Annotated in this window: 16 protein-coding genes; 5 read left to right on the top strand and 11 right to left on the bottom strand. The window is 74.5% G+C overall.

Translation table 11 applies throughout. The annotated features are described in order from the left end of the window. Positions 1-24: 24 nt before the first annotated feature. The 4 genes from ABT129_RS13675 to ABT129_RS13660 form a co-directional block, all read right to left on the bottom strand. Positions 25-1,215: a sulfite oxidase gene (locus ABT129_RS13675; protein ID WP_351900429.1), complete on the bottom strand. Its 1,191-nt coding sequence runs from the start codon at positions 1,213-1,215 to the stop codon at positions 25-27. A 54-nt stretch (positions 1,216-1,269) separates the two neighbouring features. Further along, positions 1,270-3,348, bottom strand: coding sequence for an ATP-binding protein (locus ABT129_RS13670; protein WP_502981752.1), 2,079 nt, complete (start codon positions 3,346-3,348; stop codon positions 1,270-1,272). 33 nt (positions 3,349-3,381) lie between these two features. After that, on the bottom strand, positions 3,382-4,968 hold the full coding sequence (locus ABT129_RS13665; RefSeq protein WP_351900427.1) for a molybdopterin-dependent oxidoreductase: 1,587 nt from the start codon (positions 4,966-4,968) through the stop codon (positions 3,382-3,384). 216 nt (positions 4,969-5,184) lie between these two features. After that, positions 5,185-5,871: a sigma-70 family RNA polymerase sigma factor gene (locus tag ABT129_RS13660; protein WP_351900425.1), complete on the bottom strand. Its 687-nt coding sequence runs from the start codon at positions 5,869-5,871 to the stop codon at positions 5,185-5,187. 133 nt (positions 5,872-6,004) lie between these two features. Here ABT129_RS13660 and ABT129_RS13655 point away from each other — a divergent pair, with 133 nt between their 5' ends. Then, positions 6,005-6,997 (top strand): MerR family transcriptional regulator, encoded by a 993-nt coding sequence (locus ABT129_RS13655; RefSeq protein WP_351900424.1) that lies wholly within the window; start codon positions 6,005-6,007, stop codon positions 6,995-6,997. Between the two features lie 166 nt (positions 6,998-7,163). Here ABT129_RS13655 and ABT129_RS13650 read toward each other — a convergent pair whose 3' ends face one another. Then, positions 7,164-8,537, bottom strand: a complete 1,374-nt coding sequence (locus tag ABT129_RS13650; RefSeq protein ID WP_351900423.1) for a cryptochrome/photolyase family protein — start codon at positions 8,535-8,537, stop codon at positions 7,164-7,166. A gap of 154 nt (positions 8,538-8,691) precedes the next feature. After that, positions 8,692-10,302, bottom strand: a complete 1,611-nt coding sequence (locus tag ABT129_RS13645) for an SDR family oxidoreductase (protein WP_351900421.1) — start codon at positions 10,300-10,302, stop codon at positions 8,692-8,694. Positions 10,303-10,444: 142 nt separating this feature from the next. Here ABT129_RS13645 and ABT129_RS13640 point away from each other — a divergent pair, with 142 nt between their 5' ends. Together ABT129_RS13640 and ABT129_RS13635 are read left to right on the top strand one after the other, a co-directional pair. Next, positions 10,445-10,939, top strand: a complete 495-nt coding sequence (locus tag ABT129_RS13640) for a MarR family winged helix-turn-helix transcriptional regulator (protein ID WP_351900420.1) — start codon at positions 10,445-10,447, stop codon at positions 10,937-10,939. A 332-nt stretch (positions 10,940-11,271) separates the two neighbouring features. Further along, entirely contained in the window at positions 11,272-13,404 is a 2,133-nt protein-coding gene (locus ABT129_RS13635) for an MMPL family transporter (RefSeq protein ID WP_351900418.1), read from the top strand. Positions 13,405-13,416: 12 nt separating this feature from the next. On the opposite strand, the gene ABT129_RS13630 is transcribed toward ABT129_RS13635, so the two are convergent. Next, entirely contained in the window at positions 13,417-14,040 is a 624-nt protein-coding gene (locus tag ABT129_RS13630; protein ID WP_351900417.1) for a fasciclin domain-containing protein, read from the bottom strand. Positions 14,041-14,264: 224 nt separating this feature from the next. On the opposite strand from ABT129_RS13630, the gene ABT129_RS13625 reads away from it, so the two are divergent. Beyond that, entirely contained in the window at positions 14,265-14,849 is a 585-nt protein-coding gene (locus ABT129_RS13625; protein WP_351900416.1) for a sigma-70 family RNA polymerase sigma factor, read from the top strand. Next, positions 14,846-15,601: an anti-sigma factor gene (locus ABT129_RS13620; protein WP_351900414.1), complete on the top strand. Its 756-nt coding sequence runs from the start codon at positions 14,846-14,848 to the stop codon at positions 15,599-15,601. The genes ABT129_RS13625 and ABT129_RS13620 overlap by 4 nt, the downstream gene beginning before the upstream one ends. Before the next feature lie 112 nt (positions 15,602-15,713). Here ABT129_RS13620 and ABT129_RS13615 read toward each other — a convergent pair whose 3' ends face one another. From ABT129_RS13615 to ABT129_RS13600, 4 genes are read right to left on the bottom strand one after another with little or no spacing between them, the layout of a single operon-like run. Then, positions 15,714-16,628, bottom strand: a complete 915-nt coding sequence (locus ABT129_RS13615) for an amino acid ABC transporter permease (protein ID WP_351900413.1) — start codon at positions 16,626-16,628, stop codon at positions 15,714-15,716. Then, on the bottom strand, positions 16,625-17,290 hold the full coding sequence (locus ABT129_RS13610) for an amino acid ABC transporter permease (RefSeq protein ID WP_351900412.1): 666 nt from the start codon (positions 17,288-17,290) through the stop codon (positions 16,625-16,627). The genes ABT129_RS13615 and ABT129_RS13610 overlap by 4 nt, the downstream gene beginning before the upstream one ends. Before the next feature lie 9 nt (positions 17,291-17,299). Continuing rightward, complete coding sequence (locus tag ABT129_RS13605) at positions 17,300-18,148, bottom strand: glutamate ABC transporter substrate-binding protein (RefSeq protein WP_351900410.1); 849 nt, start codon at positions 18,146-18,148, stop codon at positions 17,300-17,302. A gap of 10 nt (positions 18,149-18,158) precedes the next feature. Beyond that, the gene (locus ABT129_RS13600; protein ID WP_351900409.1) at positions 18,159-18,923 is read right to left on the bottom strand and encodes an amino acid ABC transporter ATP-binding protein; all 765 of its coding nucleotides are present in this window, start codon (positions 18,921-18,923) and stop codon (positions 18,159-18,161) included. Positions 18,924-19,105: the final 182 nt, after the last annotated feature.

Genomic DNA, 19,105 nt, shown 5'->3' with positions numbered 1-19,105 from the left:
GCCCCGGGAGGTTCCGGGCGGCACTCAGCCGGGGGGCGGCTCGGCGGCGTGGGGGTCCCCGGCGTACGGGTCCGCGGCGGTCGGCTCCGCGGTGCAGAGGACCTCGACCCGCTGGACGAGGTTGTTGGCGAAGCCGCCGCGGTTCCACGGGGCGACCAGCGGCTGGACGTGGCCCGCCGCGTCGGTGGCCCGCACGGTCAGGTGGCGCAGGCCCGGCGTCGCCGTCCAGGTGGCGCGCCAGGCGGTCCACGCCCAGGGGTGCGCGGGGTCCGGGAGCAGCTCGGCCCCGGTCCAGACCGCGCCGCCGTCCTCGCTCACCTCGACCCGGGTGACCGGCCCGTGGCCCGACCAGGCGCGCCCGACGAGCGTCACCGGCCCGGGGCGCACGACCCGCGTCCGGGACATGAAGTCGGGGAATCCGGGCGGCACCATCAGCGCCCGGGGCGCGATGAGGGTGACCGGCTCCCCCGGGTCGTCGGCCGCCTGCCGGAGCCGGTAGGCGACGCTCTGCTGGAAGCCGGTGTACGGGGTGTCGGTGACGGTGATGTCGGTGAGCCACTTCACGTGCGCCATGCCGTACCAGCCGGGGACGACGAGCCGGAGGGGGCTGCCGTGCTGCGGGGGCAGGGGCGCCCCGTTCATCGCGTACGCGACGAGGACGTCCCGGGCCGGATCGGCGGCCGTCGCCAGGGGGAGGCTCCGCCGGTAGTCCTGCTCGACGCCCCGCTCCACACCGTGGTCGGCGCCCGTGAACACCACCTCGACGGCGTCCTCGGTGATGCCCGTCTCCGCGAGGAGGGCCGCGAGGGGGACGCCGGTCCAGTCGGCGGTCCCGACCGCCTCCGCGAGCCAGGGCTGGCTGACCGGCCGGGGCGTCAGCCGGGCCCGGCCGTTCCCCGCGCACTCCAGGGTCACCCGGTGGGTCGCGGAGGGCAGGGCCCGCAGCGCCGCCGGGTCGAGGACCAGGGGGCGCCGCACCCGGCCGCCGACCGTGAGCCGCCAGCCGTCCGGCGTGGTGTCGGGGATGTCGTAGTGCACGAGGACGTAGTGGAGCCCGGGCGGGGTGACGTCGTACCGCAGCGCCTCCAGGGGAAGCCCGTGGTTCCGGGCGGCGAGGGCCAGCTCCTGCGCGCTCACGCCCTCGTCCGGGCCCGCCACACGGCCGGGTGCGCTGATGTCGCCCACGCCGCTCGCGGATCCGTCCCGTCCGTCCATGCCCTCATGGTGCGCCGCGCACCGGGGCCCGGCACCCCGGGGCGCACCGTGCCCTCAGCGCTGCCGGGGGACGCGCAGGGCCCGGTCGAGGCCGTCCTGCGGCAGGCCGGTGAGGGCGCGTACGAAGATCTCCTCGTAGGCGGGCTCGCCGATCGTCGCGCGGACCGTGTCGGTGTACTTCTCGTGCAGGGCCCGCAGCCCGGGCAGTCCGCGCCGGGGCTGTCCGGTGGAGCGCCAGTACGCCTCCCCGGTGCCGGAGACGTCCGCCGCGCGCTCCCCGTCGCCGGCCGCCGCGAGGGCGGTGGCGAGGACGTCGAGCCCCAGGGCGACGCCCAGGCTCGCGCCGAGGCCGCGGGTGCCTTCGAGCATGGCGCGGGCGTGTCCGGCGGCGGCCGCCGGATCGCCCTCCAGTAGCCCGGTGAGGGCCAGCTGGTACTCCAGGGCGGTCCGGGTCCAGTGCTCGTCGAGCTCCTCGCACCGGGCGCGCAGGGCGAGTGCCTGTTCCCGGGCCTCGGCGAGCCGGCCGAGGCCGGTGAGGGCGAAGACCCGGACGAGGCGGCAGCGGAGCCGGGCGGCGGAGTCGGCGCCGTCCCGCGCCGCGTCCAGGACGTGGCCCACGACGACGTACGCGGCCATCGGCCGGCCCGTGGTCAGGGCGAGGAGCCCGGCGAGCGCGGCGGCGTCGAGCGTGGGGTCGGCGGGGCGGCTCTCGGCGTGCTCGGTGTACTCCGCGTGCCGCGCCTCGCGGGCGCAGCGCTCGCTGACCTCCTGGGCGGGGCCGAACTCGCCCTGGAGCACGAGGGTGACGCCGAGCGCCCACAGGGCGCGGGCCCGGACGCGGCCACGGGCGTCGCTCAGCAGGAGGGCCTGTTCGAGGCCGTCGCGGGCCTCGCGGAGACGGCCGCGGCAGGACCAGGCGAAGGCGACGGAGCCGATGAGGTCGAGGGCGGCGTCGGGGTCGGTGCGCAGCAGCCGGTCGAGGGCGGTGCGCAGGTCGGTGTGGTGGGCGTCGACGGTCCGGTACCAGCGCAGTTGCCGGGCGCCGTGCCATTCGCTCTCCGCCCGGCGCGCCAGGCCCCGGAACTGGGCGGCGTGCCGGTCGGCGACGGTGCCGGTCTCGCCGGTCCGGTCCAGCCAGGTCGCCCCGTACGCGCGGATCGTGTCGAGCATCCGGTGCCGGCCGGCCGCGTCCGGCGGGCGGACCACGGAGGCGCGGACGAGCCCGTCGAGCGCGGCCGGGAGGGTCGCGCGGTTCAGCGGGCCGCCGACGCACACGGCGGTCGCCGACGCGAGGTCGAAGGGGCCCCGGAAGACGGACAGCCGGGCCCAGAGGAGGCGTTCCAGGGGCGCGCTCAGCTCGTGGCTCCAGCCGATGGCCGCGCGCAGGGTCTGGTGGCGGCTCGGCCACACCCGCTCGGTGTGGGCGAGCAGGTCGAAGCGGGCGGTGGGCGGGGCGTCGAACCGGGTTCCGAGCTGGTCGCGGACGGCTTCGGCGCCCTGGAGGCGGATCTGCGCGGCGGCCAGTTCGAGGGCGAGCGGAATGCCCTCCAGGCGTACGCAGATCTCGCCGGCGGGGCCGGCGGCGGGGAACTCCTCCCCGGCGGCCCGGCGGAGCAGTTCCAGGGCGTCGCGTCCGGCCGGCGGGAGCGGGTCGAGGGCGACGACCCGCTCGCCCTCGACGCCCAGGGGGCGGCGGCTGGTGGTGAGGACGGTGAGTCCGGGGGCGGCGGCGAGGAGTTCGGCGACGAGCCGGGCGCAGGGTTCGGCGAGGTGCTCGCAGGAGTCGAGGACGAGCAGCAGGCGGTCGTCGGCGAGGCGGCGGCAGAGCCCGGTGGTCGCGGTGCCGGGGGTGTGGTCGGCGAGGTCGACGGAGTCGGCGACGAGGGCGACGAGGAGGCGGTCGCCGTCGAGCTGACCGAGGTCGGTCCACCAGGCACCGTCCGGGTACCGGTCGGCGGCGCGGTGCGCGGCGCGCAGCGCGAGCCGGGTCTTCCCGACTCCCCCGACGCCGGTCACGGTGACGAGGCGGTGCTCCGCCAACGCGGCGGACACGCGCTCCAGTTCCGTGCGGCGTCCCACGAAACCGGGGTTCTCGTCCGGTAGATGTCCACGCACGGGAGCAGTCTCCCTCATGTGGGCGAGGAACGGGCGTACGGATCCGCTTCGTTACGCACCTTCGACCGTGACGACCACCGAGTGCCACCCCTGCGCCCCGTTCGGCATGGTGCCGGTGCGCTCCTCCGGCTGGGTGGCGCCGGTGCCGTCGGTGGCGCGGACGGTGAGGGTGTGCCGGCCGGGGTCGGCCTCCCACGGGTGGACCCACTGGCGCCAGGTGTCGCTGCTGTCCTCGGCGGCGAGCCGGGCCTCCTGCCAGGGGCCGTCGTCGATCCGCACCTCGACCCGGCGGATGCCGCGGTGCTGGGCCCAGGCGACCCCGGCGACCATCACGGTGCCGGCCGCGGGGCCGGCGAAGGAGCGGGGGGTGTCGATGCGGGACTGGGTCTTGACGGGGGCCTCGGCGGACCAGCCGCGCGGCACCCAGTAGGCGTCGTAGGCGTCGAAGGTGGTGAGCTCGATCGACTCGATCCACTTGCAGGCGGAGACGTAGCCGTAGAGGCCGGGGACGAGCATGCGGACGGGGAAGCCGTGGGAGAACGGCAGGGGTTCGCCGTTCATCCCGAAGGCGAGGAGGGCGTCGCGGCCGTCCATGACCTGCTCGACGGGGGTACCGATGGTCATGCCGTCGACGGAGCGGGCGACGAGCTGGTCGGCGGGTCCGCCCTCGGAGGGCGGGCGGACGCCGGCCCCGCGGAGGAGGTCGGCGAGGGACACGCCGAGCCAGCGGGCGTTGCCGACGTAGGGGCCGCCGACCTCGTTGGAGACACAGGCGAGGGTGATGTCCCGCTCGATCGTCGGCCGGGACATCAGCTCCCGCAGGGTGTACGTGACCTCCCGGCGCACACCGCTGCCGTGGAGGCGCAGCTGCCAGCGGTCGGCGTCGACCTTGGGGACCACGAGGGCGGTGTCGACGCGGTAGAAGTCGCGGTTGGGGGTGACGAAGGGGCTGATGCCGGGGACGTCGAGCTGGGCTCCGGGGGGCACGGCCGGGGCGGGGGACGTCGGCCGGGGCAGCCGCAGGGCGGCTCGGGAGGCGGCGGCGTTCGCCGCCACGGGGCTGCCGACCGCCCGGGCGACGGCGGCGGCGCCGGTCGCGGCGAGACCGGTGGAGGCGGCGACGACCAGGAAGCTCCGCCGGTCGGCGCGGGCCGCCCCGGACCCCGCGCCGGCCCCCCGGGTGAGACGGCCGGTCAGGACGTACAGGAGGAGGGCGCCCGCCGCCGCGCCGACCAGCGAGGGCACGGCGTCCATGGCCGAGTCCGAGTCGGGACGGGTGACGGCGGCCAGCGCCCCGAGGACGCCGAAGGCGCCGACGGCCGCCGAGCCGAGCAGCCGGTGGCGCAGCGCGAGGAGTCCGATCCCGACGGCGAGGGCGCCGAGCAGGAGCAGGATGCCGAGCTGGAGGACGGCTTTGTCGCTCTCGCCGAAGGCGCGGATGGCCCAGTCCTTGAGGGCGGCGGGGGTCCGGTCGACGACGGCTCCGCCGACGGCGGGCACGGGGCTCGCCTCGGGCCGTACCCAGAAGGCGGCGAGGTCCGCGACGGCGAGCGAGACGTACGCGGCGAGGAGGCCGCCGACCGCTGCCAGGAGGCGGTCCGTGCGTGTGGGCTCGCGCGGGGGCGCTGAGAGGCTCATGCCTCTCGTTTCGGCATCGGCGGCGCTCCGGATGGGCGGATTCACCTGGACGGGTGGACGCTCCGGAGGGGAGTGGGGCGGGGAGCCGACGGATCCGGCATCGGGTTCCCTCCCGGGACCCGCTCGACGGCCTCGGGCCGTGCGCGCGTCGGTCGTGCGTCGCTCGTACGTCGGCCCCTGCGTCCCGCGGACGTCCCTCGCGCCTCGCCCCCGGCCTCAGCTCGCGAGAGACGTGGCGCGCCGGTTCCGTCCCGGGGCCTCGGTCAGTGAGCGGCGCATCCGGTCGAGGCCGCGCCGCGCGTGGCTCTTCACGGTGCCGAGCGGCAGCCCTGTGCGTTCGGCGATCTGGACCTGCGTGAGGTCCCCGTAGAAGGCCATGGCGAGTACCTGGCGCTGCGCGGCCGGGAGCTTCGCCAGTTCGCCGGTGACCACGAGCCGGTCGAGGACCGCGTCGGGGCCGTGGGCCGTCGCGTCGTCGTCGTGGGCCAGCCGCGTCCCGGCCGCGATCACCAGGTCCCGGCGGCGGGTGCGCGCCGCGAGGGCGTCGGCGATCTTCCGCCGGGTGATGCCGACGAGCCAGCCCGGGAACGGGCCGCGCTCCGGCCGGTACCCGGCGCGGCCCCGCCAGGCGGCGAGGAAGACCTGCTGTCCGACGTCCTCGGCCTCCTTGGGGTCGCCCAGACTGCGAGCGGCGAGCGCGGTCACGAGGCCGGACCACCGGTCGTGGGCGGCGATCAGGCACCGGTCGTCACCGCGTACGAAGCCCTCGGCGACCTCGCGGTCGGACAGGGACCGGGCCTCGCCGCCGACGAACGCCCCGGCGGCCCCGACGGCCTCGCGGTCGTACAGGGGCCGGAGCTCGCTCCGGGACGGCGACCGGAGGACGGTACTCGGTGCGGTCATGGCGACTGCTCCTCTGACCTGGACCGGAGGTGACCGGTCGGCGGGCGGGGCTCCCTCGCGGGGGCACCCCCAGGCTCCGTCGCGCCGCCGCCGCGGCTCCACTCGCATCGCTTGTGCGTCGTATCCTGGAACCATGACCGAGCTCACGCCGGGCCTCACCAGCGGAGCGGTGGCCCGCCGCCTGGGCGTCGCCCCCACGACCCTGCGCTCCTGGGACCGGCGCTACGGCATCGGCCCCGCCGCCCGTGAGGACGGCAGGCACCGGCGCTGGTCGCCGGACGACATCGCCGTCCTGCGGGAGATGTGCCGGCTGACCGCGTCGGGGGTCCCTCCGGCGGAGGCGGCCCGCACCGCCATGGCCGGAGCGGCGCCCGCCCCGCCCGCCACCGACGACGCGCCCCCGGCGCCGCCCCCGGCGGACGAACCGCCCCCGGACGAGGTGCGACGGGAGCTGCGGGGCCTGGGCCGCGCGGCGGTCCGGCTCGACTCGGGAGCCATGGACGAGCTGCTGGAGTCCACGATCGCGAAGCACGGTCTGGTCGCCGCCTGGGAGGACGTGATGGCCCCGGCCCTGCACGCCGTCGGCCGCAAGTGGCAGACGTCGGAGGACCGTTACGTCGAGGTGGAGCACCTGCTCTCCTGGCACGTGTCGTCGGCGCTGCGCCGGTTCGGCGCCGTGACCCGCTCCGCCTCCCCCGCGGCCCGCACTCCCCCGGTCCTGCTCGCCTGCGTGCCCGACGAGCAGCACACGCTCCCCCTGGAGGCCCTGGCCGCGGGACTCGCCGAACTCGGGGTGCCCACCCTGATGTTCGGGGCGGCGGTGCCACCGGAGGCGCTCGACCAGGCCGTACGGAGGACCGGACCGGCCGCGGTCGTGCTGTGGGCCCAGGCGCGGTCCACGGCGCACCACCCGCTGGCCCGCCATGTCGCCGACACCTCCTGGGGCGTCAAGGGCGCCAGGACGAGGCCGGTCGTCCTCCTCGCGGGCCCCGGCTGGGCGGGCCGCACCCCCGCGCCGGGGATGCTGCGCCCCGGCGGGCTGCGCGAGGCCCTGACCGCGCTGCGCGGGCTCTGCGAGGCGGCACGGGACGGCGAGCGGCCCGCTTCCGCGTCGGCCTGGTCCTGAGCGCCGGCCGGTAGATCCGTCCGGGGAGCCCGACCGTCCTGGAACCCGACCGTCCTGGAGCCCGACACTCCGGGGCGCGCGGCCGGCCGGAGTGCCGGGCCGACCAGGAGCCGCGCCGTCCGGGCCGCCGGGCCGGCCGGGAGGCGGGCGGCCCCGGGCGCGGCGTTCAGTCCCGGTCGCGGGCGTGCTTGAAGCGGGCGAGGCCGTCGGCGAGTTCGACCACGGGGTCCGGGTAGTCGTACCGGGCCCGTTCGAGGCCGGGCAGCTTCCACGGCTCGTGGATGGCGGCGCCTTCCAGTCCCGCGAGTTCCGGCACCCAGCGCCGGACGTAGGCGCCGTCGGGGTCGTACCGCTTTCCCTGGATCACCGGGTTGAGCACCCGGTTGGGGCGGCTGTCGGTGCCGGTCCCGGCCATCCACTGCCAGTTGAGCTGGTTGTTGGCGACATCGCCGTCGACCAGCAGTTCCATGAAGTGGCGCGCGCCCTCGCGCCAGTCGAGGTACAGGGTCTTGGTGAGGAACGAGGCCGTGAGCAGCCGTCCCCGGTTGTGCATCCATCCCTGGTGGGCGAGCTGACGCATCGCGGCGTCCACGACCGGGTAGCCGGTACGGCCCTCCCGCCAGGCCCGGAGGTCGGCCTCGGCCTCCTTCCCGCGCCGCCAGCGGTCGTGCCGGGTGCGGTAGTCGCCGGCGGCCGCGTCGGGGCGGGCGGCGAGGACCTGGTGGTGGAAGTCGCGCCAGCAGAGCTGCCGTACGAACGCCTCGGCGCCGTGGCCGCCGCGCGACCGGGCCCGGTGGACGGCCTCGGCCGCCGAGACGGCCCCGAAGTGCAGGTAGGGCGACAGGTGCGAGGTCGCGTCGCCCGCGAGGTCGTCGTGGCCCTCCTCGTACGTGTCGGCGCCCCGGCCGAGCCAGGCCGTGAGCCGCTTGCGGCCCTCCTTCTCGCCGCCGGTGGCCAGGCCTGCGGAGACGCCGGGGACGTCCGCCGGGGCGGGCACGTCGTCGGAGCGGATCCCGTCCGGCACCGGGACCCGGCGGGGCGCCGCGATCGGTTCGCGCAGCCGCTCGCGCGACCAGCGTCCGTAGTAGGGGGTGAAGACCGCGTAGTGGTCCGAGCCGTTCGGTGTCACGGCCCCGGCGGGCAGCGCGGTGACGACGCCGTCGTGGACGTACAGGCGGCGACCGTCCGCCTCCAGGGCGCGGCGCAGGCGGTCCTCACGGCTCCGCGCGAAGCCGCTGCACCCGGCCGCCATGTGGACGTCGTCGGCGTCGGCCTCGCGCACGACGGCGCACACCTCGTCGACGGGGTCGCCCGTGCGGACCACGAGCCGGCCGCCGCGCTCCCGCAGCCCGGCGTCGAGGTCGGTGAGGCAGGCGGCGAGGAAGGCGAGCCGGTTCGGGGCGGGGGGGCCGGCGCGGTCCACGGCCGGATCGCGGACGAACAGGGGCACGACGTGGTTCCCCCGGTTCAGCGCGGCGCGCAGGGGCGGATGGTCGTGGACGCGGAGGTCCGAGGTGAACAGGACGACCGAGACGTTCATGGCACCGCTCCTGGCAGGGGACCGCCGCCGCCGTGCGACGCGCGGCCGGGGTGGTCACTGGGCTGACCTTGCGGGGTCATTCGCGGTGAGGGGGCGATCCGGATGCGGTCCACGGGGCGGGGAGGCGGGGCGGTACCGCGCCGCACCGCCACCCTCACTCCTCGCGGTCCCGCGCGGTGGCCGGTGAGGGGTGGCCGGCGGTCGCGGGACGCGGGCCCGTGGCCGCGTCGTCCCGGCCCTCGCCCGGCGTCGCCCCGGCCGCCGCCCCGTTGGCCTCCGCGGTCCGCGCGATCTTGCGGGCCATCCCGCCGAAGACCACGGCGTGGAAGGGCGAGACGCTCCACCAGTAGGCCTGGCCCGCCAGGCCGTGGGGGTGGAACAGGGCCCGCTGGCGGTAGCGGGTCCCTCCGTTCCCGTCGCGCTCGACGTACATCTCCAGCCAGGCGAGTCCGGGCAGGCGCATCTCGGCGCGCAGCCGCAGCAGCGTGCCGCGCTCGATCTCCTCCACCCGCCAGAAGTCCAGCGAGTCGCCGACCCGCAGGTGGGCGGCGTCCCGTCGGCCCCGGCGCAGTCCGACGCCTCCCACCAGCCGGTCGAGCCAGCCCCGGACGGCCCAGGCGAGCGGGAAGGAGTACCAGCCGTTCTCCCCGCCGATGCCCTCGACGACCCGCCACAGCGCCTGCGGTGAGGCGTCCACGGTCCGCTCGCGCTCGTCCGTGTAGAGGCTGCCGCCCGCCCAGTCGGGGTCGGTGGGCAGGGGGTCGCTCGGTGCGCCGGGCACGGACGCGGAGGACCAGCGGGTGAGGATCCGGGCCTCGCGGACGCGTTCGAGGGCGAGCGAGAGCGCCGTGCCGAAGCCGAGGGGGGAGCCGGGCGGGTCCGGCACCCACTCGGCGATGTCGTGCTCGTCGCAGACGACCTCGTACCGGAGCGACTCGGCGAGGGGTCGGGCGATGGACCGCGGGACCGGGGTGACCAGGTTGATCCAGTGGCTGGAGAGGCGCGGTGTCAGGACCGGTACGGGGAGGATGAGCCGCCGGGGCAGCCCGGCGACGTCGGCGTAGCGGCGCATCATCCCGAGGTAGGTGAGGATGTCGGGGCCGCCGATGTCGAAGGCGCGGCTGACCTCCGCGGGCATCCGCGCGCTGCCGACGAGGTAGCGCAGCACGTCCCGGACGGCGATCGGCTGGATCCGGGTGCGCACCCAGCTCGGGGTGACCATGACGGGCAGCCGTTCGGTGAGGTAGCGGAGCATCTCGAAGGAGGCCGAGCCGGATCCGATGATGACGGCGGCGCGGAGCACCGTGGTGGGGACGCCGGACTCCAGGAGGATGCGGCCCACCTCGGCGCGGGAGCGCAGGTGCGGCGAGAGTTCCCGGTCGGGGATGTTCCGGGGGGCGAGGCCGCCGAGGTAGACGAGGCGGCCGACCCCGGCGGCGCGGGTCTGTTCGGCGAAGGTGCGGGCCGCCAGGCGGTCGGTGCGCTCGAAGTCGTGACCGCCGCCGAGGGCGTGCACCAGGTAGTAGGCGACGTCGACGTCCTGGAGGGCGGGGGCGAGGGTCTCGGCGTCGGTGACGTCTCCCCGGACGATCTCCACCTGTCCGGCCCAGGGGTGGTCCCGCAGCTTCGCGGGGGTACGGGCCAGGCAGCGCACCCGGTATCCGGCCGCCAGGAGTTCGGGGACGAGGCGTCCGCCGATGTAGCCGCTGGCGCCCGTGACCAGGCAGAGCGGTCCCGGGGTCTCCTGTCCTGACGCGTCGCTCATGAAGCTTGCTCCGTTCCGCTGTCGGGGCCCGTTCGGCTCCGCCTCCGTCCGGGGCTCCCCCGGCGGCCCCGGGGGGCTTCGGCATCCCTTCCCCCGACGCGGCCGCTGTGGATGCACCTGCCGGTATCTATAGGCTGATCGTGTGGCCAGTACAGAGGAATCCGGGACCGGTGGGACCCACCCCGAGGGCGCTCCGGGTGATCTCCAGAGCTTCGCGCGCGCCCTCCGGCGGGCGAACGGCGAGATCAACCGACTGGTCCATGGTTTCGCGCTCGCGCAGGGACTGCATCCGACGGACATCCAGGCGCTCTCGGTCGTCCTGGACAGCCCGGAGCCGCTGACGCCGGGCCGGCTGAGGGAGCACCTGGGGCTGACCTCGGGGGCGGTGACGGCCTGTCTCGACCGGCTGGAGAAGGCCGGGCACGTCCGGCGCTCCCGGGAGAGCGCCGACCGCAGGGTGGTGCACGTGCACTACGTGGAGGGGGCGAAGGCCGCCGCGCGCAGTTACTTCATGCCGTTGGCGCAGGCGGCGGACCGGGCCCGGCGCAGGTTCGACGAGGGGGAGCTGTCCGCTGCCCTGCGGTTCCTGGACGCGCTGAACGAGGAGCTCGGCGACCTGCGCGTGCCCCGTCGCTGACGGGGTAGCCGCCCGTACACTGCCGCTCAGCCGGGTGGCCCCGGCCTCCCTCCTGTCCTCCTGACCTCATGTCCTCCTGTCCTCCTGTCCTCCTGGCCGATCCACGCGCCCGTGACCGGTCTCCGTCCCCCTTGGCCGACCCCGTACGCCCGGTCGGTCCACGTACGCCCGACCGACCTCGCGCCCCGGCCGACCCGCGTGTTCCACCCGCCCCCGTTCCCACCCCCCGCCCCGGCGGGGTCGTCAGCCGTGCTTCAATCTCTCTCAATCATTGAGATTCTTTTCCATTGAGATAACTGTCGAGACCTCGTCCCCTCGTCCCTGGAGTCCGCATGTCCCGCCCCACACGAAGGGCAGTCCGTCTCCTGCCCCTCGTCCTGCTCGTCGTCTGGCTCGCCGTCGGCGGTGGCCTCGGCCCGTACGCCGGAAAGCTCGGCGAGGTGGCCACCAACGACCAGGCCGCCTTCCTGCCCCGCAGCGCCGAGTCCACCCGGGTGATCGAGGCCCAGCGGGACTTCCGCCAGCAGGAGACCCTCCCCGCGCTCGTCGTCTGGACCTCGCCCGGTGGCGGGCGGATCGACCCGGAGACGCGCTCCGCCGCCACGCGCGCGCTGGCCACCCTCACCGGCACACCCGGGGTCGTCGGCGCCCCGTCCCCCGCCCTCCCCTCCGAGGACGGTGAGGCGCTGCGCGGAGTCGTCCAGCTCCGCCCCGACCTCGGCGAGGAACTGGCGCCCACGCTCGGGGCGATCGACCGGGCCGCCTCCTCCGTGCCCGGGACCACCGTGTGGCTGGCGGGTCCCGCCGCCACCCAGGCCGACCTGTCGGACGCCTTCGCCGGCATCGACGGACTGCTGCTCGCGGTCGCCCTGGTGACGGTGCTGCTCATCCTGCTGCTCGTGTACCGCAGCGTGCTGCTGCCCCTGGTCATCATCATCGGCGCGGTGTTCTCGCTCGCCCTCGCCTGCGCCGTCGTGTACGTGCTCGCCGACCACGAGATCGTCCGCGTCGACGGCCAGGTGCAGGGCATCCTGTCGATCCTGGTCATCGGCGCCGCCACCGACTACGCCCTGCTCCTCGCCGCCCGCTACCGCGAGGAGCTCGCCCGTCACGAGGGGGACCGCTTCCCGGCCATGCGCGCGGCGCTGCGCCAGTCGGCCGGGCCGATCACCGCCAGCGCGGCCACCGTCGCGCTCGGCCTGCTCGCGCTCCTGTTCAGCGATCTGACGAACAACCGGGCCCTCGGTCCGGTGGGCGCCATCGGCATCGTCTGCGCCGTGCTGAGCGCCCTGACCTTCCTGCCGGCCGTCCTGGTCCTGCTCGGACGCGCCGCGTACTGGCCCGCCCGGCCGCGCCCGTCCGACTCCGAGAGCGGCGGCACCGGCATCTGGCGGCGGGTGGCCGCCCTGGTGGACCGGGCTCCGCGCAAGGTCTGGGCGGCGACGCTCGCCGGCCTCCTCGCCTGCGCGGCCTTCGCCCCGATGCTCGACTCCAAGGGGGTCCCGCTCGACGAGATCTTCGTGAACGACGCTCCGTCCGTGGCGGCGCAGGAGACGCTCGGCCGGCACTTCCCCGGCGGGGCGGGCAACCCGGCGATCGTGATCGCGAACGCGGACGCGCTCGCCCCGGTGAAGGCGGCGGCCGAGGACGTCGAGGGAGTGGCCTCGGCCGACGCGGTCACCGCCTCCGGCCGGCCCGGGGCCGGTGCGCCGCTCGTCGTCGACGGGCGGGTCCGGATCGACGTCACCCTGGCCGACGCGGCGGACAGCGACGCGGCCGGGGAGGCCGTCGCCCGGCTCCGCGCGTCCGTGCACGCGGTGCCGGGGGCGGAGGCCCTGGTCGGCGGCTACACGGCACAGCGGTACGACACCCAGCGGACCGCCGAACGCGACCGGATGCTGATCGTGCCGGTGGTGCTCGCGGTCATCCTGACCATCCTCGTCGGCCTGCTGCGCTCCCTCCTGATGCCGCTGCTGCTCGTCGCCACGGTGGCCCTGAACTTCGTCGCCACCCTCGGGGTCTCGGCCCTGGTCTTCCAGCACGTCTTCGGATTCACCGGTACGGACTCCTCGGTGCCCCTCTACGGCTTCGTGTTCCTGGTGGCGCTCGGGGTGGACTACAACATCTTCCTGATGTCCCGGGTCCGGGAGGAGTCGCTGCGGCACGGCGTCCGGGAGGGCGTCCTGCGCGGGCTGACCGCCACCGGCGGCGTCATCACCTCCGCCGGTGTCGTCCTGGCCGCCACCTTCGCGGCCCTGGGCGTCATCCCGCTCGCCTTCCTGGTGCAGATCGCCTTCATCGTCGCCTTCGGCGTGCTCCTGGACACCCTGGTGGTCCGCTCGCTCCTCGTCCCCGCCCTCGTGCGCGACCTCGGCCCCGTCGCGTGGTGGCCGGGTGAACTCAGCCGGCGTACGACGGGGCCCGAGGGTGGTGGTGCTCCTCCGGAGAAGGCCCCCGCTCCGTAGGGGTCGGCACCGTTACTTGGGCATCAGCACCGTGTCGATGATGTAGACCGTCGCGTTGGCGGTGGGGACGTTGCCGCAGACCACCTTCGCGGAGTCGTTGACCGTGAAGGACTCGCCGGAGCCCTTGGTGGTCAGCGTGCCCTTCTGGAGAGTCTCGAAGGAGCCGTTCTCCAGCTGCTGCGGGGTCAGCTTCTTGCCCACCACGTGGTAGGTCAGGATGTCGGTCAGCATCGCCTTGTCCGCCAGCACCTTGTCCAGGTCGGCCTTCGGGATCTTGGCGAAGGCCGCGTTGGTCGGCGCGAACACCGTGATGTTCTCCGCGGTGTTCAGCGTGTCGACCAGACCGGCCTGCTTGACGGCCGTGACCAGCGTGGACAGTTCGGGGTTGTTCGAGGCGGCCGTGGCCACCGGGTCCTTCGCCATGCCGTCGAAGGACCCGGCGCCCTCCTTCGGCACCGAGGCGCACCCGGGGCCGAAGGGGCCGTCGGCCTTCGCGGCCGTGGTCGACTGCGACGGAGCCGCGGGCGCAGCGGCTCCGTCGCCGCTCGCCTCGGCCGAACAGGCGGTGAGGCCCAGCGGCAGCAGGACGGCGGCGGTCACGGCGACGGCGGCACGGCGGAAGGTCTTGCTGTTCATGATCGCTCCTGGGGCTACGGGACCCACCGGCCGGTGAATCCCACGCCCGTTATTCGGCGCGGGCCCGCGTCCGGATGGCTCTGTCGCCCGAATGAGTGATGAGGACCCGCCACCGCCCCTCGACGCACGAAGCTGTGAGAAAGAAGTTCGAAAGCGACCCGTCCGACGGACCGAGGGCTCCGAATCCCTCCACGTACCCGAATGCCTTCTGGAGGATCTCCCCGGTGACAGAGAACGTACGGATCGGCAGAGCCCGGTCCACGGCTCCGGACCTGCCCGAACTGATGGGCCGGGTGGCCCTGGGCGACCAGCAGGCCTTCACGGGCGTCTTCGAGGCCGTCTCCGGGCCGGTGCTCGGCCTCGTGCGGACCGTGCTGCGGGACCCCGCCCAGTCGGAGGAGGTCGCCCAGGAGGTGCTGGTCGAGGTGTGGCGCACCGCTGCCCGCTACCAGCCCGCGCGCGGGTCGGTGATGACCTGGGTCCTGACGCTCGCGCACCGCAGGGCCGTGGACCGGGTGCGCTCCGAGCAGGCGGCGTCGGACCGTGAGAAGCGGGTGGCGCTCCTGGACCACACGCCGGCCTACGACGAGGTCGTGGAGCAGGTGGAGAGCCGTCTGGAGCGCGAGCAGGTACGGCGCTGTCTGCGCGGCCTCACCGAGTTGCAGCGTCAGTCGGTGACGCTGGCGTACTACCGCGGCCTCAGCTACCGGGAGGTCGCGGAACTGCTTGCGGCGCCTCTGGGCACCGTCAAGGCGCGGATGCGCGACGGGCTCATCCGGCTCAGGGACTGCCTGGGGGTGGGCGCGTGAACGCCGTGGATCCGCACATGCTGACCGGCGCGTACGTGCTGGACGCCCTGGACCCCGAGGAGCGCGGGGCCGTACGGCTGCACCTGGCCGGGTGCGCCTCGTGCGCCCTGGAGGTCGAGGAGTTCTCCGAGACCGTGGCCCGGCTCGGACTCGCCGTCGCGATGACGCCGACCGCCACGCTGCGGGCCGGGGTGATGGAGCGGATCGCGACCGTACGCCAGGAGCCGCCGCCGACCACGAGTCCGGTGCGGACCCCGCGCGGGCGGCGCGGCCTCCGGCGGTGGTCGCACTGGGCGCTGGCGGCATGCCTGGCCGGGGCCGTCGGGCTCGGCGGGGTCGCGGCCTGGCAGTACGAGCGGGCCGGGGACGCCCGGCAGGAGACGGACCGGGCGCGGGCGGCGAACGACGCCGTGGCCGTGGTCCTGGCCGCCCCGGACGCCCGGGTCGCCACCAGCCGGCTCGACGGCGGCGCCGTGGGCACGGTCGTCGTCTCGGCCTCGCTGGACCGGGCGGTGTTCGCGGCGTCCGGCATGGCGCCTCCGCCGGCCGGCAAGGTCTACCAGCTCTGGTACGACGACCACGGCACCATGCGCCCCGCCGGGCTCATGGACCCGGGGGCCACCGCCGAGGCGACGCTCCTGCAGGGGCCCGTGGACGGGGCCTCGGGGATGGGGGTCACGGTCGAACCGGCCGGCGGCTCGCCGCAGCCGACCTCGGACCCGGTGGCGGTGCTGGCCTTCCCGGCCGTCTGACACCCCCCTCGCGCGCGGCCGGGCCCCGCGCGCGAGGGGCGCCTCGACACGCCCGCGCACGGCCACGCGGGAGGTGGCACCGGGGGGACCCGTGCACGGGCCCCGTCCGGGGTCATTTGGTCCCGTCGGCCGGGCCCATGTGCTCGCCGGGCGTGGCCAGCTCCTCCACGGCCCCCGCTCCGACGACCGCGCCCGTGGACTTCTTGCCGCGCCGCAGCCGGCCTTCGAGCCAGGAGGCGAAGGTGGTGAGCGCGAAGTTGAGGACGACGAAGATCACGGCGACGACGGTGAAGCAGGCGATCGTGTTGGCCCCGTAGTTGGCGCTCAGCGGGCGGACGGAGGCGAGGAGTTCGGAGAAGCCGAGCATCGCGCCGCCGAGCGCGGTGTCCTTGACGATGACCACGAGCTGGCTGACGAGGGCGGGCAGCATGGCCGTGACCGACTGCGGGAGGAGCACGTACGTCATGGTCTGGCCCTTGCGCATGCCGATGGCCTTCGCCGCGTCGGTCTGGCCGGTGGGGAGCGCGAGGATGCCGGCGCGGACGACCTCGGCGAGCACGGACGCGTTGTAGAGGACGAGGCCGGTGACGACGGCGTACAGCGGGCGGGTGTCCGGGCTGATGTCGGTGAACTCGGAGAGGGCCGCGTTGGCGAAGAGCATGAGGATCAGGACGGGGATGGCCCGGAAGAACTCGACGACGGTGCCCGCCGTTCCCCGTAGGGCCCGGTGGTCGGAGAGGCGCGAGATGCCGAGGAGCGCGCCCAGGGGCAGGGCGAGCACCATGGCGAGTCCGGCGGCGATCACGGTGTTCTTGAGGGCGGGGAGGATGTACGTCTCCCAGACCCGGGCGTCCGTGAAGAAGGGGGCCCACTTCGACCATTCGAGCTGGTCCTTGTCGGCGAGGCTCGCCAGCACCCACCACACCACGGAGGCGAGGGCGATCAGGAAGAGCAGGGTCCACAGGACGTTGCGCCGCCGGGCGCGCGGGCCGGGCACGTCGTAGAGGACGGTGGGTCGGGTCTTCACCGTTTCACCGCCACCTTCTTGGCCACCCAGCCGAGGAAGAGCCCGGTGGGCAGGGTGAGGCAGATGAAGCCGGCGGCGAAGATCGCGGAGATCAGGATGAGCTGGGCCTCGTTCTCGATCATCTCGCGCATCAGCAGGGCCGCTTCGGCGACGCCGATGGCGGCGGCCACGGTGGTGTTCTTGGTGAGGGCGATGAGGACGTTGGCGAGGGGGCCGACGACGGAACGGAAGGCCTGCGGGAGCACGACGATCCGGAGGACCTGGGGGAAGCTGAGCCCGATGGCGCGGGCGGCCTCGACCTGGCCGAGGGGGACCGTGTTGATCCCGGAGCGGACCGCCTCGCAGACGAAGGCGCTGGTGTAGGCGGTGAGTCCGAGGACGGCGAGCCGGAAGTTGATCGTGGTGAACCGGTCGGCGCCCAGGCTGACGCCGAGGGTCTGGAAGAGACCGAGCGAGGTGAAGACGATGATGACGGTGAGCGGGATGTTGCGGACGATGTTGACGTAGACGGTGCCGAAGCCCCGCATGAGGGGGACGGGGCTGACGCGCATCGCGGCCAGCAGCGTCCCCCAGACGAGGGAGCCGATCGCGGAGTAGACGGTGAGCTGCACCGTCACCCAGAAGGCTCCGAGCAGGTCGTACCCCTGGAGGAAGTCGAACACGGCGGGCGCTCAGTCCACGATGACGCCGATCTTCGGCGCGGGCTCGTTCTGGTAGCCGGCGGGGCCGAAGTTCTTCTCGACCGCCGCGTCCCAGGAGCCGTCGGCGACCATCTTCTCCAGGGCCGTGTTGATCTTCGCCTTGAGGTCGCTGCCCTTCTGGACGCCGATGCCGTAGTTCTCGTTGCTCATCTTGAAGCCGCCGAGCTTGAACTTGTCCTTGAACTGGCTCTGCGCGGCGTATCCGGCGAGGATCGAGTCGTCGGTGGTGACGGCGTCGATGACACCGTTCTCGAGTCCGGTCAGACACTCGGAGTAACCGCCGTACTCCTGGAGTTGGGCGTCGGGGGCGATGTCGTCCTTCACGTTCTGCGCGGACGTCGAGCCGGTGACGGAGCAGAGCCTCTTGTTGTTCAGGTCCGAGGGCTGCTTGATGGAGTCGTCGTCGGCGCGGATCAGGACGTCCTGGTGGGCGAGGAGGTAGGGACCGGCGAAGTCGACCTTCTCGGCCCGTTCGTCGTTGATCGAGTACGAGGCCGCGATGAAGTCCACGTCACCGCGCTGGAGCAGCGTCTCCCGGTCGGCGCTCTTGGCCTCCTTCCACACGATGTCGGACGGCTCGTGGCCCAGCTGCTTGGCGACGTACGTGGCCACGTCGACGTCGAAGCCCGTGTAGGTGCCGTCGGGCGTCTTCAGGCCGATCCCGGGCTGGTCGAACTTGATGCCGACGGTGATCTCGTCGCCGCCGTGGTCGCGTGGCACGGCGCCGGTGGCGCCGTTCGCGAATCCGGCGGAGGTGAAGGAGAGGACCACGGCCGCGGCGATCGCCACGGTGGCCCTGCCGGTCCTGGTCGGGTTCATGAGGATCACCTCAGTGATGGAGGATCTTGGAGAGGAAGTCCCTGGCGCGGTCGCTGCGCGGGTTGTTGAAGAACTCGTCCGGGGTCGTCTCCTCGACGATCTTCCCGTCGGCCATGAAGACGACCCGGTTGGCGGCGGAGCGGGCGAAGCCCATCTCGTGGGTGACGACGACCATCGTCATGCCGTCCCGGGCGAGCTGCTGCATGACCTCCAGGACCTCGTTGATCATCTCGGGGTCGAGCGCGGAGGTCGGCTCGTCGAAGAGCATCACCTTCGGATCCATGGCGAGGGCGCGGGCGATCGCCACGCGCTGCTGCTGGCCGCCGGAGAGCTGGGCCGGGTACTTCTCCGCCTGCTCGGCGACACCGACCCGGTCGAGGAGGGCGCGGGCGCGCTCCTCGGCCTCCTTCCGGTCCTTCTTGCGGACCTTGATCCGGCCCAGGGTGACGTTGCCGAGCACGGTCTTGTGCGCGAAGAGGTTGAAGGACTGGAAGACCATGCCGACGTCGGCCCGCAGGGCCGCGAGTTCGCGTCCCTCGGCCGGCAGCGGGCGCCCGTCGACGACGATCTCGCCCTTGTCGATGGTCTCCAGACGGTTGATCGCGCGACAGAGCGTCGACTTCCCCGAGCCGGAGGGCCCGATGACGACGACGACCTCGCCGCGGTGGATCGTGAGGTCGATGGAGTGGAGGACGTGCAGGGTGCCGAAGTGTTTGTCGACGCCGCGCAGCACGACGAGCGCGTCGCCGCCGTCCGCGCCTTCCGGGACGGGCATGGCACCCTCCTGGCTCACGCCCCCGTCTGCCGCTCCCTCCTCACGTTCATGCTCCGCCCTCCACCGGACCCCCGCACTCCGGAGGGCGGGCACGGAGGGTGAGCGGGCGGGGCGCGGCGTGACCCCCCGGCCGGGGGCCGGGGGGTCACGGTGGCGTAGGGGCGCGGGCGACGGCCCGGGGG

Source organism: Streptomyces sp. NPDC002057 (assembly GCF_040296665.1).
In the GTDB taxonomy this organism is placed as follows: domain Bacteria; phylum Actinomycetota; class Actinomycetes; order Streptomycetales; family Streptomycetaceae; genus Streptomyces.
This window is presented reverse-complemented; position numbering and strand designations above follow the sequence as displayed.